The organism is Empedobacter sp. GD03739 (assembly GCF_029843245.1).
Classification (GTDB): Bacteria; Bacteroidota; Bacteroidia; order Flavobacteriales; family Weeksellaceae; genus Empedobacter; species Empedobacter falsenii_B.
This window is the reverse complement of the sequence record NZ_JAOCHX010000025.1, coordinates 26,435-50,978: the sequence shown is the minus strand read 5'-3', so window position 1 is coordinate 50,978 and position 24,544 is coordinate 26,435. Positions and strand designations below refer to the sequence as shown.

At 31.1% G+C, this 24,544-nt stretch carries 22 protein-coding genes, 2 tRNA genes and 2 riboswitches; of the genes, 8 read left to right on the top strand and 16 right to left on the bottom strand.

What is annotated here, in order from left to right:
• The 4 genes from N5E64_RS09745 to N5E64_RS09730 all read right to left on the bottom strand — a co-directional run.
• A partial coding sequence (locus N5E64_RS09745; RefSeq protein ID WP_280037342.1) for a hypothetical protein occupies positions 1-665 on the bottom strand: 665 nt, incomplete at its 3' end.
• A gap of 144 nt (positions 666-809) precedes the next feature.
• Positions 810-882 (bottom strand) — tRNA-Met (locus N5E64_RS09740).
• Between the two features lie 6 nt (positions 883-888).
• Positions 889-961, bottom strand: a tRNA-Met gene (locus N5E64_RS09735).
• Positions 962-1,130: 169 nt separating this feature from the next.
• Positions 1,131-2,282, bottom strand: coding sequence for an LOG family protein (locus N5E64_RS09730; RefSeq protein WP_280037341.1), 1,152 nt, complete (start codon positions 2,280-2,282; stop codon positions 1,131-1,133).
• Positions 2,283-2,368: 86 nt separating this feature from the next.
• A riboswitch (cobalamin riboswitch) is annotated at positions 2,369-2,509 on the top strand.
• 116 nt (positions 2,510-2,625) lie between these two features.
• On the opposite strand from N5E64_RS09730, the gene N5E64_RS09725 reads away from it, so the two are divergent.
• Positions 2,626-3,039, top strand: coding sequence for an acyl-CoA thioesterase (locus N5E64_RS09725; RefSeq protein ID WP_125349957.1), 414 nt, complete (start codon positions 2,626-2,628; stop codon positions 3,037-3,039).
• Positions 3,040-3,156: 117 nt separating this feature from the next.
• A complete protein-coding gene (locus N5E64_RS09720; protein ID WP_280037340.1) occupies positions 3,157-4,533 on the top strand; it encodes a tryptophanase in 1,377 nt (458 codons plus the stop codon).
• A gap of 40 nt (positions 4,534-4,573) precedes the next feature.
• On the opposite strand, the gene N5E64_RS09715 is transcribed toward N5E64_RS09720, so the two are convergent.
• The 5 genes from N5E64_RS09715 to N5E64_RS09695 all read right to left on the bottom strand — a co-directional run bounded on the left by N5E64_RS09715 (position 4,574) and on the right by N5E64_RS09695 (position 10,649).
• Entirely contained in the window at positions 4,574-6,007 is a 1,434-nt protein-coding gene (locus N5E64_RS09715) for a M28 family peptidase (RefSeq protein ID WP_280037338.1), read from the bottom strand.
• Between the two features lie 125 nt (positions 6,008-6,132).
• Positions 6,133-6,615, bottom strand: a complete 483-nt coding sequence (locus N5E64_RS09710) for an inorganic diphosphatase (protein ID WP_038336778.1) — start codon at positions 6,613-6,615, stop codon at positions 6,133-6,135.
• A 30-nt stretch (positions 6,616-6,645) separates the two neighbouring features.
• The gene (locus tag N5E64_RS09705) at positions 6,646-9,183 is read right to left on the bottom strand and encodes a DUF5686 family protein (protein WP_280037334.1); all 2,538 of its coding nucleotides are present in this window, start codon (positions 9,181-9,183) and stop codon (positions 6,646-6,648) included.
• 78 nt (positions 9,184-9,261) lie between these two features.
• Entirely contained in the window at positions 9,262-10,239 is a 978-nt protein-coding gene (locus N5E64_RS09700; RefSeq protein WP_114998120.1) for a pyruvate dehydrogenase complex E1 component subunit beta, read from the bottom strand.
• Between the two features lie 158 nt (positions 10,240-10,397).
• Positions 10,398-10,649: a TM2 domain-containing protein gene (locus N5E64_RS09695; RefSeq protein WP_038336776.1), complete on the bottom strand. Its 252-nt coding sequence runs from the start codon at positions 10,647-10,649 to the stop codon at positions 10,398-10,400.
• A gap of 174 nt (positions 10,650-10,823) precedes the next feature.
• Positions 10,824-10,967: riboswitch (cobalamin riboswitch) on the top strand.
• 33 nt (positions 10,968-11,000) lie between these two features.
• Here N5E64_RS09695 and N5E64_RS09690 point away from each other — a divergent pair.
• Both N5E64_RS09690 and N5E64_RS09685 read left to right on the top strand, forming a co-directional pair.
• Positions 11,001-12,809 carry a TonB-dependent siderophore receptor gene (locus N5E64_RS09690; protein ID WP_280037332.1) on the top strand — a complete coding sequence of 603 codons (1,809 nt, stop codon included), beginning with the start codon at positions 11,001-11,003 and terminating at the stop codon, positions 12,807-12,809.
• Between the two features lie 6 nt (positions 12,810-12,815).
• The gene (locus N5E64_RS09685) at positions 12,816-13,892 is read left to right on the top strand and encodes a DUF5074 domain-containing protein (protein ID WP_180905735.1); all 1,077 of its coding nucleotides are present in this window, start codon (positions 12,816-12,818) and stop codon (positions 13,890-13,892) included.
• 36 nt (positions 13,893-13,928) lie between these two features.
• On the opposite strand, the gene N5E64_RS09680 is transcribed toward N5E64_RS09685, so the two are convergent.
• Positions 13,929-14,660, bottom strand: a complete 732-nt coding sequence (locus N5E64_RS09680; RefSeq protein ID WP_347881229.1) for an EamA family transporter — start codon at positions 14,658-14,660, stop codon at positions 13,929-13,931.
• 250 nt (positions 14,661-14,910) lie between these two features.
• On the opposite strand from N5E64_RS09680, the gene N5E64_RS09675 reads away from it, so the two are divergent.
• Positions 14,911-15,351, top strand: a complete 441-nt coding sequence (locus tag N5E64_RS09675) for a nucleoside deaminase (RefSeq protein WP_115001927.1) — start codon at positions 14,911-14,913, stop codon at positions 15,349-15,351.
• On the opposite strand, the gene N5E64_RS09670 is transcribed toward N5E64_RS09675, so the two are convergent.
• Positions 15,348-16,094, bottom strand: coding sequence for an alpha/beta hydrolase (locus N5E64_RS09670; protein WP_280037329.1), 747 nt, complete (start codon positions 16,092-16,094; stop codon positions 15,348-15,350). The two genes, N5E64_RS09675 and N5E64_RS09670, sit on opposite strands and share 4 nt — an antisense overlap.
• Before the next feature lie 48 nt (positions 16,095-16,142).
• On the opposite strand from N5E64_RS09670, the gene N5E64_RS09665 reads away from it, so the two are divergent.
• Together N5E64_RS09665 and N5E64_RS09660 are read left to right on the top strand one after the other, a co-directional pair.
• Positions 16,143-16,622: a hypothetical protein gene (locus tag N5E64_RS09665; protein ID WP_280037327.1), complete on the top strand. Its 480-nt coding sequence runs from the start codon at positions 16,143-16,145 to the stop codon at positions 16,620-16,622.
• A 27-nt stretch (positions 16,623-16,649) separates the two neighbouring features.
• Entirely contained in the window at positions 16,650-17,234 is a 585-nt protein-coding gene (locus tag N5E64_RS09660; RefSeq protein ID WP_280037326.1) for a hypothetical protein, read from the top strand.
• Between the two features lie 4 nt (positions 17,235-17,238).
• Here the strand turns inward: N5E64_RS09660 and N5E64_RS09655 are convergent, their stop codons facing one another.
• Positions 17,239-17,832, bottom strand: a complete 594-nt coding sequence (locus N5E64_RS09655) for a hypothetical protein (RefSeq protein WP_280037324.1) — start codon at positions 17,830-17,832, stop codon at positions 17,239-17,241.
• A gap of 131 nt (positions 17,833-17,963) precedes the next feature.
• Between N5E64_RS09655 and N5E64_RS09650 the strand changes: the two genes are divergently transcribed.
• Positions 17,964-19,022, top strand: a complete 1,059-nt coding sequence (locus N5E64_RS09650; protein WP_280037321.1) for a hypothetical protein — start codon at positions 17,964-17,966, stop codon at positions 19,020-19,022.
• A 48-nt stretch (positions 19,023-19,070) separates the two neighbouring features.
• Here the strand turns inward: N5E64_RS09650 and N5E64_RS09645 are convergent, their stop codons facing one another.
• The 4 genes from N5E64_RS09645 to dprA form a co-directional block, all read right to left on the bottom strand.
• Complete coding sequence (locus N5E64_RS09645; RefSeq protein ID WP_125349970.1) at positions 19,071-20,222, bottom strand: cystathionine gamma-synthase; 1,152 nt, start codon at positions 20,220-20,222, stop codon at positions 19,071-19,073.
• Positions 20,223-20,305: 83 nt separating this feature from the next.
• The gene (gene recO, locus N5E64_RS09640; RefSeq protein ID WP_280037319.1) at positions 20,306-21,025 is read right to left on the bottom strand and encodes a DNA repair protein RecO; all 720 of its coding nucleotides are present in this window, start codon (positions 21,023-21,025) and stop codon (positions 20,306-20,308) included.
• Entirely contained in the window at positions 21,025-23,292 is a 2,268-nt protein-coding gene (locus N5E64_RS09635) for a two-component regulator propeller domain-containing protein (RefSeq protein WP_280037318.1), read from the bottom strand. Before N5E64_RS09635 ends, recO begins: the two co-directional genes overlap by 1 nt.
• A gap of 88 nt (positions 23,293-23,380) precedes the next feature.
• A complete protein-coding gene (gene dprA / locus N5E64_RS09630; protein WP_280037317.1) occupies positions 23,381-24,478 on the bottom strand; it encodes a DNA-processing protein DprA in 1,098 nt (365 codons plus the stop codon).
• Between the last annotated feature and the right edge of the window lie 66 nt (positions 24,479-24,544).

Here is a 24,544-nt window from a genome sequence, read left to right as displayed (position 1 = left end):
ATCTTGTTTGAACCAAAAATAAAATTTGTTGATCTATCCACAGACTCATTTATATAATTTACATAATATTCAAAAACTCTTGCTGAAATTATATTATATAAATCATCTCCAAAGTTAAAATATATATAACCTGATCCATTAATAAAATTAATATCATTTGTTATTATTTCATGAATAGACCCTCCATTTTGAAAAAAATCAAAGGATGGTAATCCATTCTTAGAACTATATGATGATATTACCTCTTTTAATTCTTTAATTATTTTTTTTAACCACTTATCCTCAGTATTTAAATTAGGATTTTGTAAAAACGAAACTATTTCTTCTAATTTTGGAATGGAGTAACTTGGTACAATTTCATTCTTTTTAACAAAAAAAGTAGAACTTTCATCTACATAAATTGAAATAAATTTATTTTTTATAATCCCATTCTCAATTTTTATATTGAATTTAGAATATCTATCAATATAATCTGAAAAATATTGGCTATCACTGATTTTAAAAATTAGAATAGCATCAACCCAGTCAGCATAAATAATTTCATTATCATACTTAAAAAATAAATTATCATTAATTATCTCCCAATAATAATTTGTTACATTATTAATCGGTTGTAGTTCTTCATTCTGTAAATTGAGATCAATTCCTTTATATTTTACAAGCATTAATTAATCTTTTCTTTAAATATACAACTATAAGAAATCAAATACAATTAAATTCTTTATCTAAAAACTTAAAGTCTTTTTTAAATCAATTCTCAGTTAAAGACATAAAAAAAGAGAGCTTCTTGTTAGAAACTCTCTTTGTAGTAGCGAGGACCGGACTCGAACCGATGACCTTCGGGTTATGAGCCCGACGAGCTACCTACTGCTCCACCTCGCGATTTAGTAGCGAGAACAGGACTCGAACCTGTGACCTTCGGGTTATGAGCCCGACGAGCTACCTACTGCTCCATCTCGCGTTATTGGACTGCAAATATACGTTCATTATTTAAAATACCAAACATTTTTCGAAATTATTTTATTTTATTCGGACATAAAACAAATAAAAACCACATAAACCATTTTATTAAAGAGGTTTATGTAGTTTTAAATAATTAAATTTATTTTTAATAATCTTCTAAAATAATTTTAAATCGCTTTGATTGGTGGATGATTTTCGATAAAATCAATTGCTAAATCAGCACTATCTGTTAAAAATAATAACTCTTTATATGGTCTTCCTGTTGCTAATTGATGCAAAACCGAATAAATCGCTGTATCTTCTACATATCTTTTCTTACTCAAAAAAATCATTGGACTGTAATATCCGGAAGTTCCATAATGATTTTGAGCTGCTTCCTGAAAAATTTCTTGTGTCGTTCCTGCACTTCCAGGCGCATAAACTAAACCAAATAAGCTAATTGTTAACAACATATCTTCACGAATACTATTAGAAAAATATTTCGCAATATTCGTGGCAAATAAATTACTTGGCTCGTGACCATAAAACCAAGTAGGAATAGCCAAACTTTCTGCACCATTTGGGTAAATCTCTAAAACCTTCTGTGCATTAGTCATATAATTTTTTGCCAAGTATTCGGTTCTTTGATCATCAATAAAATCTAAATCTGCTAAAATATTAATCGCATTCATCAAATCTTCATCTGCATAGTTTGCCATATAAGCACCTAAGTTTGCTGCTTCCATAATTCCAGGTCCTCCACCAGAAACAACAAAATAACCTTTTTCAGTTGCCAATTTCGCTGCTTTCGCCGTTTCATTATAAAACTCAGAATTGCGCGCAGTAGAATGTCCACCCATAAAACCAATCACTTTTTTCTTCGTCATTCCGTTTTCATCATATTCTAAAATTCGACGCAAACAATCATCAATAGACAAATCGTGTAAACGTTGCGCCAAAGCTTCTGAAACAGATGGATTATATTTATGTTTTTTGAAATGTTTGTAGATTTTAAGATCTATACTTTCATCATTGTCCTGATTATAACCTTCCATCAACTCTTGCCAAGTATACAATTTTCCACGATATGGATTATAGGGAATTGATGCAAATTTTGGATAAACGAATGCTCCTTTTTCGATTAAATAGATTGCTTCATATTGTTTAAACTTACAACCCAAAAACGATGTATTACATAAATTATACTCTTCCCAATTGATTTCTTGACGCAAAAAATTAACATCTTGAACTACTTTATCGGTTAAATCTTTGGTTTGAGAAACTAATTCATTCCATTCTGATAGATTATGAACTAAATCTTTGATTGGTTTTATTTTCATTCTTTTTTCTTACTTCATTAAAAATTCGTAAAATGAATTTACACGAATTATTCCAAACCAACGAATTCGGCGCAATAAATCTGTAAATTTTCATTTTTCTAATTTATATTTGCATCAAATTCGTGCTCAACTTATTGGGGAATCGTGTGCAATTCACGAACTGTCGCGCAACTGTAAATCAATGTTTTTGACAAGTCAGAATGCCACTAAATTGAGTTAATAATTAATCAAAAACTTTCGCGAAAAAAGTAAAAATTATGTTCTATGAAATCATCAAACCACCACAAAAAAACATTATCAACTCAAAAATTAATGAAGAAAAGTAACGTGTAAATATATGATAATGGAAGTGGAAAAAACACCAAGAGAAGAGTTGATCGAACAACGTATCATCAATTCTGAAACTCGCATTTTTAAAGCTGTTTTTCCTGGAGATACAAACCACCACAACACAATGTTTGGAGGATCAGTAATGTATTTGATGGACGAAATTGCTTTTATGACAGCAACTCGTTTTTGTCGTAAACCTATTGTTACAGTAAGTAGTGACAAAATTGATTTTAAGCATTCTATTCCCGCAGGAACAATTGTTGAATTTGTGGGAAGAGTTGTTCGTGTAGGACGCACAAGTTTGGATGTACAAATTGATGTTTATATCGAAAGTATGTACCGTGATGGTCGCGATAAAGCAATCTCTGGAACTTTTACGTTAGTTGCAATCAACGAAAATAAAAGACCTGTTCCTGTTATTGACTAACACGAGCTATAGAAAATTTTTAATCCTTTATCTTTTTGATAGAGGATTTTTTTATGAATTCCAATTAATAATTGATAATATTCTAAAGGTTTCTTAGTTTTACATTAAACACAAAAAATGGAATTACCTTTTGCCGAACCATTTCGCATAAAAATGGTCGAAGAAATTTATCAATCTACTCGAGAAGAACGTGAAAAGTGGATCGAAGAAAAAGATTACAACCTATTTAACCTAGAAAGCCACAAAGTATTTATTGATTTATTAACTGATTCGGGAACTGGAGCAATGTCTGATAAACAGTGGTCTGAGATGATGACTGGAGACGAAAGTTATGCAGGTTCTCAATCTTTCTTAAAACTGAAAGAAACCATTAATGCCATTACAGGATTTGAGTTTCTTTTACCTACGCATCAAGGTCGTGCAGCGGAAAATGTATTGTTTTCAGCTCTTGTAAAAGAAGGTCATGTTGTTCCTGGAAATTCACATTTTGATACAACAAAAGGTCACATCGAATTTAGAAAAGCACACGCAATTGATTGTACTATTGATGAGGCTTTTGACAGCGAATTGATTCATCCTTTCAAAGGAAATATCGATTTACAAAAGTTAGAAAATGTCTACAAAGAATATGGAAAAGAACAAATTCCGTTCACATTAATCACTGTTACATGCAATTCTTCTGGTGGTCAACCTGTGTCAATCGAAAATATTCGTCAAGTTCGTGAATTGTCTAATCAATATGGAATTCCAGTCTTTTTTGATGGCGCTCGTTTTGCAGAAAATGCTTATTTCATCAAAGAAAGAGAAGAAGAATTCAAGACAAAAACGATTAAAGAAATTGTTTTAGAAATGTTTTCTTATGGAGATGGAATGACGATGTCTGCAAAAAAAGATGGTTTGGTAAATATTGGTGGATTTATTGCACTGAATAACGAAGAGCTATATAAAATTTGTGGAAATTTCGGAATTATTTACGAAGGATATTTAAGCTATGGCGGTTTAGCTGGACGTGATTTAGCAGCTTTAGCACAAGGTTTACAAGAATCGACAGAATATTCTTATTTACAATCGCGCATCAAACAAATTGAATATTTAGGGAATAAATTAATTGAATTTGGGATTCCAATTCAGCAGCCAATCGGTGGACATGCCATTTTTGTTGATGCAGTAAAATTTTTACCAAATGTAACACGCGAAGAGTTTCCTGCACAAACTTTGGGAATTGAATTGTACAAAGAAGCTGGAATTCGAGGTGTAGAAATCGGAACTATTTTGGCAGATCGTGATCCTGAAACACGAGAAAACCGTTATCCAAAATTAGAATTATTGCGTTTGGCAATTCCGAGAAGAACTTATTTCCAAAGTCATATGGATTATATTGCAGTAGCTTTGAAAAATATTTTTGATAGGCGAAACGAAATTAATTCAGGTTATGAAATTTCGTGGGAATCAGAAATTTTAAGACATTTCACTGTAAAATTGAAAAAGAAATAAATAAAAAATCCTTCAGAATTTCTGAAGGATTTTTTTGATATTACCATCTCCAATCGCCCGAAATACGAAGTGGAGTTTCTAAATTTCCTTTGATTAAGGCTTCTTTTATTTCTTGCTCGTTCCAACGTTTTGAAGGAATTTCTTTCAAATTACTCAAACGATACAACAAATAGGTTTCCAAAATCACGTTATTTTTCAAACCAATTTCTTCTACATAATCAAATGTATCACAATTTGCATGATAACAATTTAGCGCTCCTTTTGTAAATTGACTATCCGAAAGCCCAATAATAGGCACGCCTTGCAACATAAAAGGTTGATGATCTGAATGTAAATCTACACTCGCAAATGTTTTCAATTTAAAATCTGGAATCACTTTTTGTACATCATTCGCATAATCAGTTAAAATAGGCAAATTACTTTCCATTGTCGAATAATAAGACTTTGGATTTGTCGTCATATCCATGTTCGACATTACTTTAATTTGATTGATAGACCCATCTTTCAACGCTTGATTGACATAATATTTAGAACCTATCAAACCTACTTCTTCGCCCATAAATAAAACAAATTCTATTGTTCGATCATTTTGAAGATTTAACTTTTTATACGTTCTCGCAATATCCATTACAGAAAAACTTCCAACGCCGTTATCAATTGCTCCTGTAGCCAAATCCCAACTATCTAAATGTCCTCCAAGAACTATTTTTTCATTTGGAAATTTAGAACCGATTTTCTTTGCAATAATGTTGCGACCTTTCATTTGTCCAACATCATTTTTCATTTCGATTTTAGCAATTTCTTTTCCTTTTGATAGATTTTCTTTGATTTTCAATCCATCTTCTAAACTGATATTAATCGCAGGAATTTTAATAATTTCTCCCGTTACAGAGGCCGTTCCTGTTAATAGAATTCCTCCAGCAGGACGATTAAACAAAATAATTCCTTTCGCTCCGTACTTTTCTGCTAAAGCTGTTTTTTCTGAACGATGTAGATTTTCGATTTCTTTTGGCGTACCATCCAACAAACCAAGCGCAGCAAAAACAATCTTTCCTTTTACTTTATCACCAATTTTTTTGTAATCATCTTCAAGTCCATTTGCCAAATCAATCAATTCTCCCGAAAGACTAACATTTGCTGGCGAATGCGCCAAAGCAACGGCTTTTATAGGTTGATTATTGATTTTTAAATCTAAACTTTTACGATTCCATCCGCTAAATGTAAATTCTTGAAAAGAAACATCATAACCATACGAACGCAACAAATTGGCTGCATATTCTTCTGCTATTCGTCCATTTTCTGTTCCTGTAGCGCGATGTCCAATTGTTTCGGTTGCTTTTTTTAATTGTTGATAAGCTTCAGAATTTTGTTGTACTTCTTTGTTAATCAAGTCTAAAACTTGTTGATTAGTTTGAGCAGATAAACACATGGTTGTAGAGGTTAAACCTAGTGTTAATAAAAATTTCGATTTCATGTGTGAGTATTTCTATAAACTTAAAAATGTTTTTGGAAATAGTTGATAGAATGGGAGTAAAATTTAATCAAAAAAAATAGTCCTCAAAAAATGAGGACTATTTATATGAAATTATAAATTATTTCTTAATGAGCTGGTACGAAACGCTCTCTTGCATCTTGCAATAATTGTTCTGCTTCTGCTTTATCACCGTACCCTTCAATTGTTGTTGTCTTATTTTCTAAGTCTTTATAAACTCTGAAAAAGTGCTCAACTTCTTTCAATGTATGAGGATTCATATCAGTGATGTTTTCTAATTGGTTCCATGTTGGATCAGCAACTGGTACACAAATTAATTTTTCATCTTGTCCTTTGTCATCAGACATTTTAAGAACACCGATTGTTTTTACTTCTATTACACATCCAGGAACAGTAGGTTCTGTTAAGAAAACTAATACGTCAATTGGATCTCCGTCTAATCCTAATGTATTTTCTACGAAACCGTAATCAGCTGGGTAGAACATTGGAGAGTATAAAACACGATCAAAACGGATTCTTCCTGTTTCGTGATCCATTTCATATTTATTGCGAGATCCTCTTGGGATTTCAATGATTGCATCAAAAGTCATTGTAATATTCTTTTTTTTATTATGTATTTTCTAAAAATTCCAATCTAAACCGATTGTGATGCCAAATTTACGAACATCTGGCAAATTATTATAATTTCCGCGCCAATTAAAATCAACACGTATTGGTCTAATGTTTCCAAAACCAATGTTTTCTATCCCAAACCCGTATTCGTAGTAGATTTGTTGATTTGGTGCAAAATATTGTATCGTGGAACGATTAATAGCTTTACTTTTCTCCGAAATATCCCCGTAAGCCGCTCTCAAGAAACCAACCTCTCTTAATTTTAATTTCTTAATTAACGGAACTTTGTTCAAAATCCAACCGTTAAAATGATGTTCCCAATTCATCGTTACATATTCGTCTGTTACAAATTCATAATAATCTAATTGCGAAAATGTACCATAAACTTGTCCGTAACTCTCATTACCAGGTAATGCACTCATTAATGATAAAGGAACACCTTGAAATGTTTTTCCAGCTTCTGCAGTTACCAATGATTTACCAAAAGATCCAATCAAAATTGGTTGTGTATATAAAAATTGTAATTTATCATATTCAAAATCTGAATTAATTACACCTTTCAATCCTTTTGTATAACGCAACATCAACGTTGGAGCAAGTGTTGTCATTTCGTAACGATCAATTCCATATTGAGAATATTTTGCACCTGGACGAGCAATTACCGAAACACTTACACTTGAGTTTGTTAAAGTTTCTTTTATCTGACCATTTTTTTCATAACCAATCGAGAAATGTTCTGTATCTGCTGGTTTGATTAATTGATAATTTCCATCAACACGAAATGTTACATTTTTCCAAGGTTCAATCGATGCATACACATTTGTCAAATTATTATTACTCAAAAATGTATTATCTCCTTGATTGATGATTGACGACGAAGCAAAACTACGCGTCATAATTCCGTCAGAAGCCGTTAACGTTGCAGCCAATTGTTCTACATCACGTTTTGTTCCGATACCGACTTGAAAACGATTATATTTATTGAACATATAACGAAAATCTGCTCCATATTTGAATTTTTCATCTCGAAAACCATATGCCAAGAAACCTTGAGCACGCCACATATCATTTTGCGAAAAATATGTACGAGCTCCAGCTCTCAAACGGAAACCTTCGATTTGGTTGTATCCAAAAGATGAATATAAATTCCCGATATCAATTGCATTTCCAACATTGTAATATCCAGAACCAAAAATCTCGATTGCTTTCACAATATTATTGAATTTTGGTACTTTATTTAATTGCTCTAATGTTTCGTAAATACCTTCTTGATCTTTCGTTAAAGCTTCAGGACGATTTTCTGCCCAAAACTGATTATCTTTTTCGTTAAGCGCAGCTTTTGCTGGATCTAATTTCTCGTAATAAAAAGCTTCGGGATGTGTTGTATCGAAATCGTAATTGTAATAATTCACCGTTTTATGCGCAAAAATACCTTTCGCACTTTCCTTTTTACTCAACAACGACATATCCAACATCGCGTATTCTTTTTTCGGATAGAAAATAGAATCATTTGGAATATCATATTCTAAATTCATGAAAATATTACGCACAAAATTCACATTCATTTCTTTCGTTGTCTCCATTACAACTTCTTTCACAGCATAAGCATCTTTCGAAATAAATAATTCTCCTTTGAAAGTTAATTCACCTTCACGGCGAGGATAATATTTGATTCGATAAGATTCTACTCCATCGACATCAATCGTATCTTTTAGTTCGTAATCATAAACCGCAAAACCATCGGTAGCGATAGGACTTACAAATTTGATGTCTAAAATATTAACACGATTATCGTAAATGTCAATATCCCGGAATAAGTTTTTTACTGTCGCAGCAACGACTTCATTTTTCTCGAAACCTGAGGTTTTGTTTGCAATTAATTCACGGCGCTCTTTTGTAGAAGGTTTATTGATTCCTGCTATTTTATAGATCGATTCGTTTAAGAAAGCGGGTAAATACGTTTTCCCGTTGATTGAAGAAGTATCTACTTTCTCAAAAACAAACTCCATCCCTTTGAAAATCTTACGTTTCATAAAAGTTGAATCGATATTACTAATATCAAATTGCAACTTTTCGTATTCATCATATTGGTAATGTGGCGCTAATTTTAGTCCATTTTTCTTTTTATGCTTCCATACTTCACGTAAAATAGCATACGCTGGATTTTCTTTCTTTTTAAGACGTTTTTTCTTTGCCGAAACAACCGCAGTTTGTAAATCTACCGTTCCGTCATCTTCTTCTGAAGTATTGTCTTCTGCTAAAAATAATTGAGCAATAAAATTATAATCGATTTTATTTTCGATTACATAATCAGAAGTTTCGTATCCATTTTTTGATACGACAATTTTATTTGTATTCGAACTAGATTCGATATAAAAAGTACCATCAGAGTTTGATGTTGCACTTACTTTAAGTTCTGGTAAACGAATATCTGCGTAAGGAATAGGCTTCTGAGTTTCAGAATCGATTACCTTTCCTTGAATTTTTACTTGCGCGTGCACAGACGCTAAAACAACTATAAAAAAAACTGTTATATAACTTTTCATCAATAAGATTTGGTTAAAAAAAAATAAAGTCTAGCAAAATGTATGCTAGACTTTACAAATATAGTTTATAAATCTTAATTATTTATACATCACAGCTTTTACAGCTTCAACTACATCTTTTGCATTAGGAATCCAAGTCTCATACAAGTTTGGAGCATACGGCGCTGATGTATCTTTTGTTGTGATACGTTTGATTGGTGCATCTAAATAATCGAATGCTTTTTGTTGAACCATATACGTAATTTCTGAAGCAACTGAAGCGAAAGGCCAAGCTTCTTCTAAAACTACTAAACGATTTGTTTTCTTAACAGATTTGAAAATTGTATCGTAATCTAATGGACGAACTGTACGTAAATCAATTACTTCTACAGAAATTCCTTCTTTAGCTAATTCATCAGCAGCAATGTAAGCTTGCTTAATGATTTTCCCGAAAGAAACTAACGTTACATCTGTACCTTCACGTTTGATTTCTGCTTTACCAATTTCGATTGTGTATTCTTCATCTGGCATTTCCATTTTATCTCCATACATCTGTTCAGATTCCATGAAAATTACTGGATCGTTATCACGAATTGCAGATTTTAATAAACCTTTTGCATCATAAGGGTTTGAAGGAACAATTACTTTAAGACCTGGTACATTTGCATACCAATTCTCAAAAGCTTGTGAGTGTGTTGCACCTAATTGTCCTGCAGAAGCAGTAGGTCCTCTAAATACAATTGGACAGTTGAATTGTCCTCCTGACATTTGATAAATTTTTGCAGCGTTATTGATAATTTGGTCAATAGACACTAATGAGAAGTTGAATGTCATATATTCTACGATTGGACGACATCCCGTCATTGTAGATCCAATTGCGATTCCAGAAAAACCAGCCTCTGCGATTGGCGCATCAATTACACGTTCTGCTCCAAATTCGTCTAACATTCCTTTCGAAGCTTTGTACGCTCCGTTGTATTCTGCTACTTCTTCTCCAATTAAAAATATAGATTCATCGCGACGCATTTCTTCACTCATTGCCTCTGCGATTACTTCTCTAAATGTTTTTATAGCCATTTTATGCGATTTCGTTCTTTATTATATTTTTTCCTAAAGCAAATGTAATAAAAAACTTGCGAATTATTTAAAACGAATTCATTCAATAAAAAAATCCCAAAATAATCTAAAGTTATTTTGGGATCGAAAAATATTTAAAAAAGAATGTAATCTCTATTTTAGAACCAGCCTTTGTGACCTTCTACATATGTTTTATCAAACTCTTCGTCAGATTTAGTCAAATAAATAATCCTTTCAATAAATCCAATAAGTCCAGCAAATCCAAATGTTACAAAAGTGGCAATAATTTGAATAACTCCTTCTTTTGTATATCCTAAATAGAATTTATGAATTCCTAAATATCCTACTAAAATTCCTAAAATTCCAGCAATGATTTTTTTCTCTGATTTGTACGGCTGATTGTTTTCCATCGTTTTTAAAGTTTAAATAATAATTGTTTTTGTTGGTTACAAATTTAATTTGTCCATCATTCTTAAAAATCACTAGATATAATGATTTTGAATACTGTACAAATAAAATAAATCTGATCTTAATTTAAGGTTAACGATTTAACAATCTACTTTTTATAAAATCAATTGCTTTTCTTTACATTTGCATAAAATGGTGCTCAACGAGTGAGTTAAAAGGGAATTTGGTTCAATTCCAAAACTGTCCCCGCAACTGTAAATTCTAACATACTTTTTGTAAAAGAATAAGTCAGGAAACCTGCCATTGCTAACAAATTAATAGAAAATGTTTTCGGAGGAAAAACAGATTTTAATATGAAAAAACTTTTTCTTTGTTTTAATCTTATCGCTGGAATTGCTTTTGCACAGACGGATACCATCAATTTGAAACCTTTGATTTTGAACGATGCTTTTCTTAAAAATCATTACAAATCTCAAAGTATTATCAAACTTAATGATAGTATTTTAGAGCAAAATCCTAATCAACTGACGCAAGTTTTACAAGCGCAAACGCCAATTTATTTTAAAGAAAATGGACGAGGAATGGTTTCTTCGCCTTCGTTTCGTGGAACTTTAGCTTCGCATACAGCGGTAATTTGGAACGGAATAAATGTCAATTCGCAAACAACAGGACAAACGGATTTTAATTTATTTGCAAGTAATTCGTTTGACGGAATTTTAGTGAAACCAGGAGGCGGAAGTATTGCGTATGGAACAGGTTCTATCGGCGGTACAATTCATTTGTTGAATAAATTTGAGTATGACAAAGGTTTACAGCAAAAAATAAATTTAGGATACGGAAGTTACGATACATGGTCGGGAAAATATCAATTGAAATATAGTACAGAAAAATTTAGTTCTTCAATCGATTACGAACGAAATCAATCTGATAATGATTATAAAATTCCGAATCACATGAAGAAGAATTTGAACGGAAAATATTATTTCAATACAATTAATGGAAATTTTGGCTATAAAATTAATCCTGAAAACGAATTGAAACTTTATTCAATGATCAATTTTGGGAAGCGCGAATTTCCTTTAGTTGACATTGGTTCAACGCCTTCTAGATACGAAAATCAGGACTATCGTTTGATGACAGAATGGAATTTCAATCCAAATGAAAAGTGGCAATCGCAGTTAAAATTGGCATATATCCGAGAAGAAAGCAGTTATTTCAACAATATTCACAAATCTTATTCGGACGATTTACAAGTTGATAATTATATTTTAAAATATTATCTGAATCATCAATTGACCAATAATTTCGAGCTTTCGCTTTTATCTGAAGCTAATTATAATCAAGGAAGTGGAAATAATTTGACCAAAAGTGATCAAAATTCTATCAATTTTGCCTTAATCGCGAAGCATAAATTATCAGATGTTTTGGAATACGAAGCGAGTATTCGCCAAGATTTTTCTGATACATACCAAAATCCATTTATTTATTCATTAGGTTTTAATTATCGTCCAATATATTCGTATCAATTAAGAGGAAATGTTTCGAAAAATTTCAGAAATCCAACGTACAATGATTTATTTTGGAAAACTGGCGGAAATCCAAATTTGAAATCAGAATCAGCTTATCAATTTGAATTAGGAAATGATTTTATCAGCAAAAATCTAAACATTCAAACCAATATTTTTTATAATAAGTTGAGTGATATGATTCAATGGATTCCGAGTTCGCAAAACAGTTCTTATTGGGTTCCTGTGAACATCAACAAAGCAGAAACCTATGGTTTTGAAATGATTGGAAATTACAAATGGAATGCGTTTAGTTTCAATACAATTTATGCGTATACCAAAACAAAAAATAAATTTAAAAATAAGGAATTGATGTATTCGCCAAATCATAAATGGACGGCGAGCGCACAATACACTTACAAACGTTTATCTGCTTTTGTACAAAATATTTATACAAGTAAAGTTTTTACTGATTCAGAAGAAGAAAGAACACTTGACGGATTTTGGCTAACGAATTTAGGTTTAAATTATACGATTTCACCACTTTATAGCGTTTCTATGAGAGTGAATAATGTGTTTAACCAAGAATATCAAACGCAAGAAAACCGTTGGCAACCAGGCACAAATTATAACATACAAATACAAATAAAATTTTAAAAAACTATGACTAAATTTAAATCAATCGCACTTATAGCTTTGGCTGGAGTCTTTTTACAATCTTGTTCAAATGACGATGATGGACCAAACAATGATCCAGAAAATGGAAATTATTCGAAAGGAGTTTTTATTTTGAATGAAGGAGGTTTCAATTCAGCTAACGCAGAAATCACTTATTTTGATCCAACAAAAGATGTAAGTACAACAAATCCTATTCAAGAAATTTTCAAGACTGCGAACGCAGGTGCGCAATTGGGTTCTGTAGGACAAAGCATGTATTTCAAAGGAAACAAAGCTTATATTGTTCTTAATGTTTCTAATAAAGTAGAAGTTGTTGACAACACAACTTTCAAAAAAATTAGTACAATTCCATCATCAGATAATATGAGCAACCCTCGTTATATCGTTTCTGATGATCAATTTTTGTATATCTCAAACTGGGGAGATCCTAATGTTACGACAGACGATTTTATTGCAAAATACAAAATCAGCGATTTAACATTTGTAGAAAAATATAAAGTAGATGAAGGTCCAGAAAAAATGATTCTTGACAATAACAAACTTTATGTTGCACAAAAAGGTGGCTGGGGAACAGGTAAAACAGTTACAATTATTGACCTTAAAACAAATGATAAAAAAAGTATAAATGTTGGTGATGTTCCGACAGATTTAACAATTCAAAACGGAAATTTATTTGTGCTTTCTCAAGGTGTTAATTGGGGAACTACTACAAAAGGAAAATTGGTTCGTTATAATTTAACTTCAGAAGATAAATTAGAAATGAATTTTCCTGATGGACAACATCCTAATTTCTTAGTTGCGGAGAATAGTAAATTGTATTACATCGTTAATAATTCTGTTTATTCTATGGCTACAAATGCAACAGCTTTGCCTACAAAAGCAGATTACATAACAGGTGCTGATAGTGTATATGGTTTCTATGTAAAAGGTGATACTTTTTATGTTTTAGACGCAAAAGATTACAATTCTAATGGACGATTATTAATTCAGAATGCACAAGGAGGTCTTAAAAATCCAGCAATTACAACTGGAGTTTCACCAAATTCTGTTTACATCAAATAATATTTCCTGAAAAATCAACATAAAAATATCTGAAGTTTAAACTTCAGATTTTTTTATGTTTTTCATTTTGAAAATTGTTTGTGAATTAAACCCTACAATCGCGAGTAAAATCAAACTATAACCGATCATTTGCATTAGAGAAACGGCTTCTTTGTAATAGAAAATTGCTAAAACAAAATTCATAATTGGATTCAAATAAATTAAAATTCCAACAGTTGAAGAGTCAATTCCTTTTAAAGCAAAATTGTTTAAGAACATTGGAATGATAGTGAACAAAATCACAATCATCATGATACATTGATAGAAAATTGTTTCGGTCGGAATTGGTCCTGAAAAGATGAAAACCAATGGTAACATCAGAATGGCTACAATTAATAATTGTGTCATCAACAAATTGAAACTATCAAAAACATTCAAACTTCTCTGAATAATGATATAGAGTGCAAATGTACAAGCTACAATCAAACTATAAACCAAGTCTATAAGATGACCTATAGAAATAACCAAACATGCTAAAAGACTAATACCAACTGCAATCCATTTTATTTTGGTCAAATGTTCTTTCAGAATAATGAAAGCCAAAACGGTAGTAATAATCGGGCAAACCAAGTACGAAAGCGATGCTGCTTGTACGCTAATATGATTCATCACGATAATAAACATCAACCAATTCGTCATCAAAATCAATGATCCGCCAACAATTAAACTTACTAATTTTTTCTGTTTCTTTTTATCAAATGATTTGAATAAATCATAATCAGCTTTCATCTTATTACGTCGAAATCCAACATAATGACCACTAAAAAGAAAACGGAAACATACAATCTGAAAAATAGAATATCCAAAGGTGGATAACCGGCGATCGGTTCCAATCCGAAACTAAAAAATCCCCACATAAAGTAGGTTATAATGGCTGCAATGATATATTTTGATTGATTCATAAAAGAGGCATCAATTTGTACAAATGTATCGAATATCCAATTTGGAAATGATTATTTTTGCCTTAAATTTTATAGAAATGGAAAATCTTTTTACAGACGAATATTTTATGCGAATCGCCTTTAACGAAGCGGTTACAGCTTTCGAGCGAGACGAAATTCCAGTTGGAGCTGTGATTGTTTGCAACAACAAAATTATCGCGAAAGCACATAATCTAACGGAAACATTGACTGATGTTACAGCGCACGCAGAAATGCAAGCCATTACCTCTGCAGCAAATTATTTAGGTGGAAAGTACTTACAAGATTGCACATTGTATGTAACCTTAGAACCTTGTGTGATGTGCGGCGGAGCATTGTATTGGAGCCAAATCTCGAAAGTGGTTTATGGTGCTTCGGATGAAAAACGCGGTTTTAAAGCAAAAATTGGCGAATTACATCCAAAAACTGAAATTGTTTCGGGAATTATGGAAGAGAAATGCGGTCAATTGATGAAAGAATTTTTCCAACGTAAGCGCTAAATTGATTTCAAAATCGATAAAACCTCATCATAATTTTCTATAAAAGCCATGTGTCCGCCATCAAATTTGTACAAATGAATATTAGGTAAATTTGGAATTAAAGTTAAAAATAATTCAGGATTAACTGTTTCATCATTCATTCCAACAATAATATAAATTCCACCTTTGAAATCATACAAAATCGACGAACGATCTGGACGCTCTCGCATTCCTTTCAAAGCTGCACAAACCCCTTCAATTGGAGTTTTTAAAGCAATTTCTTTTACAAATTTCAACTCATCTTTGAATTGATCTCGATGATGCGCTGCAAATAAAGTAGGCATACTAAAACTCACCAACGCATTGAAATTTTTACGAGCAGTTTCACACGCTTTCAAACGTTGATTTTTCTTCGCTTCATCATCTGGTAAAGTCGAGGAGTTAATCAAAACAATATTTTCTACTCGTTCTGGAAAAAGATCAGCTAACGCACACGCTACATAACCACCCATCGAATGCCCAACAAAAGTTGCTTTCTCAAGTTTTAATTCATCCAAAACCTCAATCACTTTTTCCGCCATTTCTTCCATCGTATTTACCTGTTGCAAATTTTCAGAATTACCATGTCCAGGCAAATCTATTGTAATAATTTGTGCTTCTTTCTCAAGATTTTTTCGTAAATTATTCCAAATTAAATGACTCTCTAAGAAACCGTGTAAAAACACCAAGGGTTTACCGTTTCCTGTATTTTTGTAAAACAACATATAGTTTGGTTCAGAATTTGTAATTAACTAAGCCACAAATTTACAATAATGAAAAAATATAGACCCATTATTATCCTCTCAATAGCTATTGGTGCTATTATCATTTATTGTATGACTAGTAATCAAACAATATCAATAGGAGAAACGACCCAAAAAGTAGTCAAAAAAGATTCTTCTATGCAAGAAATTGCTTTGGCTACTCCTAAAATCATGAATAATTCTGAATTGAAATTAATTCATGGAAAAGGCGAATTTGAGATTGAAAAAGAAGCGAAAGAACAACAAACTTTTAGTTTTAGAAATGATTCTTCTTCATCTGTTTTTATTCAAATAATTCCTCAAGATAAACTAGGAAACATTAGAATTAATCAACTTATCTCTCCAAATAATGAAAAAGATGGTCCTTTTGGACAAGAAATCAATTACGATTTAAACGAAAAAGGTTTGTATCAAATTCGAATTGGCGAAAGTTTGATGCAAGGCGATCCATTTGAAGGAAAATATACCTTGAAATTGCAGTTAAAATAGTTACTTTTACAACAGAATTTTTCTGTTATGAAATGGACTTTTATCGCTTTTATTACATTGATTACGCTTTATAGTTGTGAAGACAAATCTACACCAACCATTTATCCAAGCAAGATTGGAGTTGATTCTGCGTACAAGGATTTGGTAAAAAAAGATAAACCAACAACAGAAGATGTAATGAAAGAAGAAGTGGTAAAAACAGCTTCTCCTCAGAAAAAAGTTGTGATAAAACCTCAGCAAAAAGTTATATCTAATACAGATAAAATTATTCCGTTAAGTGCTAATAACACAACCGAAAATCTGGAAGTAAGTTATGCAAAAGCTAAAGCAGAACCAACTAAAATAGCAGGACAAACAAATACATTTACCTTTAATGCAGATTCTGCTAAAAAAGTTTGGATCAAAATTTCTGCGCAAGATTCTACAGCAAATATCAGAATTAATCACATCAAAGGACCTGTGGATTCTATAAAAGGTGGTCCTTTTGGCAAAGAAACCATTTTCGAATTACCTGCTCGTGGTGTGTATCAATTCTCGATTTCTGAGAAACCGACAAACCCAAAACCATACGCTGGAAAATATAAAGTTGAATTGAAATTATTGTGGAAGTAAATTTCTATTTGTAGTAGATTTTGTAGTTGAGTGAATGATTTTTCAAAATATCTTGTTTAATCATTTCACCATTAATTTCATAATATAAATCAACTGGTTGTTTCGTATTAATCAAATCAAAATAGCCATTTCCTTCGGGACAAAAAGGATTTTCGTAAGAAGTTTCTAAACCAATAAAATAGTTTTTGGCTTCGGAAGGTTTAAGTTTTAAATGAATCGGAAAAATATATTTTCCTTGATAATCTTTATCCACTTCAAACCATTTTTCTTCAATCAAACTTTGTTTATCCTCAATCGATTTTAGAATCATTGGTTTGAAATAATAATATTCGTTGCAATAATTTTTCTTTTTCACTTTTGATTCAAACAAAATTTCAATTGCGACAATTTCAATTTCTTTCTCATTTGGAAGTAATAAATTCGAAAATATTTTAAGTCCGAAACTTGTGTTATCCGTTAATCGAACCACTTGTTTAAACTTTGGACGAAATTGTTTGTAATTGGAATAATTCACTACCTCAACTTGATTGAGATTAATCGTATCCAACTTTTGAGCAAAACTCATCACAGAAAGTAAGAAAAGAATTAGAAACTTCATTTTATAAAAATAGAAAAAATTTTCAGTAAACGATTTTCACAATTCATCCTAAAAAATCAACAATTCGTAAATATATATTTATACAAGTCTTTTGCTAACTATAGTTTTGATGAAAATTAACAACAAACAACATGAAAACACTTATCAAAACCCTAAAAATCTTTTTTATTGCATTGATTTCAATAATTACTTTTATTTTTTTGTATTTACTTATTAGCAATAAAATTTTCCTAGGATCTAAAAATCAAACAAATATTGACTATCTAAAAAATAACAAAACAACAATTGACAATAACTTTAATATTCAGATTTTTGATAATAATTTCAACACTTCAAATGTTATTCTATTAGGCGAAATTCATGGTTTTGCTGACAATCAAAAATTAGATGAATTTATGTTTAAATATTTGAATAAAAATCTTGGGTTCAACTATTACATCGCAGAAATGGACAGTTTAAATTCTAAAAAATTAAACACATTTCTAAATTCTGATATTAAAAACGAAAAATTATTAAAAGAAGTTGTTTTAGCTATTAAAAAAAGAATTCCTCAACAATCAAGTCAAGAGTTACTAAAAAAATGGAGCAACTTATATGATTACAATAAAACATTAAATGATTCATCAAAAATTGTTGTTTTGGGTATTGATACAAATTTTGATGATTCTAATAGCAAAATTTCAAGAGATTCAGCAATGATTGAGAATTTTAAACATGTCATTTCAAAGAATCATCTACAAAATGAGAAATTCTATGGATTATTTGGACTTTTTCATACACTTCAAAAAAGTATGAATGACAAAGAAAAACCTTTTGCAGAAAGACTTTTAGATAATAAATATAAAGTAACAAGCATCGTAAGTTATACATTGGACAGTGAAATGTATTTACCTAAAAATGATCAATTTCCTACTCCAGAAAATGAAAAAATAAACTGGGTAAATGCTGATGGACCGATGATGTTAATAAAAGGTATTCTTGATTTTAAAGAACTTGCAAAGTCTAATTCCATTTCAATTTTTAATCTTAATGCGAAAAATTCACCATACAAATCTTCTCAAAATTTAATTCAAATAAAGTCAAGATTATTTGGAGAAAACTTTACACCAAAAGAAAATTTAAAAACAACTGATTATTTTCAATATGTTGCAATACTCCGAAATTCTGAAGCGTTAACTCCAATTCAATAAAAAAAACGGAATCTTATAGATTCCGTTTTTTTATTTTCCATTTATCGATTAAATCAAGTTCAAAACTTGTTCTAAATCTTCTAATAAGTCATCTATATCTTCGATACCAACAGACAAACGAATTAGATCATCTGTAATACCAATTTCAGCACGTTTTTCAGCTGGAATAGATGCGTGTGTCATCGTAGCTGGATGATTTGCTAACGATTCAACTCCTCCTAATGATTCAGCTAAAGTGAAGACTTTTAAGTTTTCTAAAATTTTGAAAGCATCTTCTTTTTTCCCAGAAGTCAACGTAAACGTTACCATTCCTCCGAAATCTTTCATTTGCTTTTTCGCAATTTCGTGTTGTGGATGATTTTCTAAACCTGGATAATACGTATGCGCAACTTTAGGATGAGCTTCTAAAAATTGTGCGATTTTCATTCCATTTGAACAATGACGATCCATACGAACAGCCAATGTTTTGATTCCACGTAAAACTAAGTAAGAATCTTGTGGTCCTAAAATTCCTCCTGTTGCAAATAAATTGAAGTGAACATCTGTTGCCAATTGTTCAGAGTTTACCACAATTGCTCCAGCAACTAAATCTGAGTGACCTCCTAAATATTTTGTTGCTGAATGCATCACAATATCTGCTCCCAACTCAATTGGTCGTTGTAAATATGGCGACGCAAATGTATTATCAACAGCGACTAAAATATCAGATTTTTTTGCTTTTGCAGCATCATTTACCGCTTTGATATCAACCACTTTCATCAATGGATTTGTAGGTGTTTCAACCCAAACCATTTTTGTATTATCATTAATTAAAGCAACAACAGCCTCAACATTTGTCATGTCTACAAAATGGAATTTCAATCCGAATTTTTCATAAACACGTGTAAACAAACGGTAAGAACCTCCATATAAATCGTCCATCGCGATGATTTCATCACCTGGTTTAAATAATTTTAATACACCATCGATTGCTGCCAAACCAGAACCAAATGCAAAACCTGCAACTCCACCTTCGATAGATGCTAATGCATTTTCTAAAGCAGTTCTTGTTGGATTTGCACCACGAGAATATTCGTATCCTTTGTAATCTCCTGGTGATCTTTGCGCGAATGTTGATGTTTGGTAAATTGGAGTCATTACGGCTCCTGTAGAAGGGTCATGTTGTTGACCTCCATGTATAGCTTTTGTATTGAATTTCATTGTAAATGCTTTTAACTATAGCAAATATATGGAGTTTTATTTATTCTTTGTTTTAAAGATTTGTTAGAATTTATTTCGGGAGATTAACTAAACAATTCGTATAAAACTTGTAATGATTTTGGCTTCTTAAAATTATTGGTGTGAATTTGATAGTACTTCACTAGAATTTCGAGTAAAAGAGAACGTTGCGATTGGTTGAATGTATTTTTTGAATCTTCGGAAAAGTGTAATTCTAACAATTTTTTGAACAAAACAGTTTCATCTGCTTTCAACATATTGATAGATGAATTCGAATTTGTGAAAAATCCATTTTCTAAATCGAATAGATTTCCATCAATTTCTAAGTTGGGATAAAAACCAAGAAAATGTGATAATTGAATTAAAAAAATCAAATGAAAATCTGCAAAATCATCTTTTTTTTGATCAAATTCTTTTAACGAATGTTCAATGTAAAAATATAATTCTGGATTATCTGATTCTTCTTTTAGAACTAAGTTTAGGATTTCAGCTAAGAAAAAAACAATCGCCGATTTGATGGGATGAAAATGCAACGATTCATAATAATGCGACGTCTGAGCTGATTTTAAGAAAACCAATTGTTGTTCATTTGATTTCGGTTGAAAGCTCAAATCTATTTCTGCTAGCGGAAAATACAACGAAGTATTTCGCTTTTTTTTGGAGAAAACTCCTTTTGCTATAAATGATTTTAAGCCAAAATCTTGTGTATAACAACGAATAATTAAACTCGTGTCACCATATTTTAAGATCGAAAGTACAATGGCTTTGGTTTCTAAAATTTTCATTAACGGACAACTGCAATTTTCAATGTTTTGGTTTCTGTACCATCTGCATTTGTCATCAAAACTAAGTAAATTCCAGAAGCTACTGGCTTTCCTTTTGCATTATTTGTATTCCATTCAACAATTCCTCCTTCGGCTTTTTTCTCAAAAAGTAAATTTCCAACAATATCTGTAATCTTAACCAACGCACGATTTGGAAGATTTTTTATCGTAACATTCCCTTTATATTCTGGTCGATAAGGATTTGGATACGCAATTGCATTGTTAAAATTATTCGCTTCTGTCGACACATCTCCATTATACGAAACCACACCTTTTTCTGTTGCAAAAAATACTTTTCCTGTCGATTCGTCTATGGAAACATCGTACACAATATCCGAAGGTAAAGGTGAGTTCTTAGAAGTAAAATGCAATTTCGTCGACTCTCCACTATCCGAAACATAATAAACGCCCGCTCCATTAGTAGCAATCCATTTATTGTTTGCATTATCCACTTTTATCGCATAAATCCCAACATCTGTTAACAACGCCTCTGGAATTCCATCTTGAATAATCACAATTGGTTCTGCGACAATATTATTAGAACTTACAGCATTATCAGCTCCGTACAAAACGACTAAACCTTGTTCTGTCCCAATCCATAAATTATTTGATTTGTCATTTGCAACAGTCAGAACATTATTAATTGGTAGCTTATTTGAAGTTGTTAAAGTTGTTACTATTTGATAATTTTTATCTAATACAGCAACCCCTCCTCCTTCTCTACCACTTGGATAATAGGTATAAATATCAGAAAAATCAGGAGTTAGAGCCACTATTGCAGAGGCTTTATCAACAGAAATATTATTCCACGTCCCATTAGCATTACGTTCTAAGTAATAAACCGAATTATAATCAGGAGATTTTCCATCTGGAAATGAAGCACCAATATGTAAGTTTCCTAATTTATCATAGGCTAATCCAGAAATTCTAGAACTAGGGAACTGATTACTAATAATTCGATCAGGTTTATAATTATTTACAAACTCGAATTTAGTTGGATCAAATTCTAATAAATCTGTTCGCCCATTTACATCGCGTCCATACTTATTGAATGATGAAACTATAAATGTATTATTATTTTTATCTGGATGAGGAGCGATTCTTAAAACATCTCGAATATCAAAAATATCTTTTGAACGAAAATTGTTCCATTGTTTTACATTATAATAATAGAAACCATCACTATTATCTAAAACATTTCCATAACCTAGAGTTCCTCCTGGAGCAATCCAGACTTTTCCATTTTTTGTTGTTACAGACCAAGCTTTATTATTGAAAGGTCCATCGGGATAAAATTCTTTATGATTAGATAAATTAATAATTCCATGATTTACAGATCCTCCAAAATAAATATTGTTAATAAAAATTCCTGTGTTGAAGTTTATAACATTTCCATCTTGATCATTTTTAGAATAATGTACACCACTCAAATCAGAAACTTGATTGTTTTGAGTAACAATTAATTGTCCATTAGATGATTTTAAATTAAGAATTGTATTATAAGAACCCACTGAAGAGCCATTTAAAGTTTTCAATTCATTGTTTACCGAATAATAAATCTCATTTTCAAATAATTCTATATTCGAAATATTTTGTCCCAAATTTTTGTATTGCCATTTATTAATATTTGGATTATTTATTTTCTTATCCGATAATTCACTAAAAAAAATTCCTTTTGAAGTTGCAATATAAAGTATAGAAGATTGTGGTTCTATTTTTTTAAAAACTAAAGCATCATTTACAATTACATCATTAAAAATTTGATCTATAATTTTGATAGAATTTGTGCGTGTCGTTTCTTTAAATTCTTCATCTTTTAAATCGAAAGAAACAATTCCAAAAGCTCCAGAAATAAACGCAATGCCATCATTTATAAAAATATGATTGACTTTTTTATCACCCGAAAAACCATTCCATTTGATATCCAAAACCATTGTCGATTCTCCAGATTTCAATAAATCTAAACCTCCATTTTCATACCCAACTAAAAACGAATCCGAATCTATATCATAAGCCATTGCAGAAACCCCAACATTGTTCAAAAAATTGGTTTTATTTAGTTTAATCCAATCACTTGTTGGATTTTGAGGATTGAACAAGAAAATTCCGTTTTCAGTTCCACAATAAATCACACCATTTACTTCTTCCAACAATTTCACATTATTGTAAGAAAAAAGATCAGTCCAACGCACTTTATCATTTTGAGCGTTTAAACTTGTGAAAATCATGGTGATGAAAATGAACAATTTTGTCTTCATAATGCACAAAAATACTGTAATTTATAACAAAATAACTTGCTAAAAATTGTATTGCTTGTTACAATAAATCATAAAATTTACCTGGAAGAGTAGAAATTATTTGCTTCAATTCTAAATCTAATAAAGTTGGCATCAATTCGTAGGATTTCAAATTTAAGTCAAAAGACATTTTATCAATATGTTGTTTTCCATTGGTTTTGAGATAATTTACAATTAAATTTTCATCATCAGAAAACTCAATAAACAAATCTATTTGTTTTGGTTTCTTCTTCGAATTGAAGTTAAAATAATCAATAATATCTTTCGAATTTTCGACCAAATAAGCTTGATGAGATTTTATCAAATAATTACACCCAATACTCAACACATCGGTTGATTTCCCTGGTAAAGCAAATACTTCGCGATTATATTCATTTGCAAATTTTGCAGTCACCAAACTTCCTCCTTTAAAAGCAGACTCTACCACAATTGTAATATCCGACAAACCTGCAATAATCCGATTTCGTTGTAAAAAAGCTTCAGGTGAAGCAATTTTAAAACTTGGTTGTTCTGTAATCCAACCACCTTTTTGTAACATCTCAACAGCAACTTTTTTATGAGCAGCAGGATAAATTCGTTCAAAATTTGTTCCCATTACCGACCACGTCGCCACATTATCTTTGAGCGCATTTGTATGCGCTTCTATATCGCAACCATACGCTAATCCACTTACAATTGTAACATCAAAATCAGCTAAACCTTCGATTAATTCAGTAATAAAATTTCGTCCATAATTGGTCATTTTTCGTGTGCCAACAATCGAAATCTTTTTATTACTGAGATGATTAAATTCTAAATTTCCTTTGCAAAAAATCACCAAAGGTGCATCAATACATTCTTTTAAGAATTGTGGATAAGCTTCATCATAAAAAGTTAAAATATTGATTTGATTATTTTTACAATATTCTATTTCGTTAAAAGCTAAATCTAACCATTTTTTATTCCCAAAATCTTTGCTTATTTGCTGTCCAATTCCCGAAATTTGCATCAAATCTTTTGGTTTACAATTCCAAGCAGCCGCTGCCGAACCAAAAAATTGAATAATTTTTCGAGCCGTGATATCGCCAATTCCTTTCTGGAAAGAAAGTGCTAAAATATATGGTAAATCGGTTTGCATTTTGTTAAATTATTAATATTAAACCAACTAAGAATAATTTTAAGTATTTATTTTTTGCTAAATCTA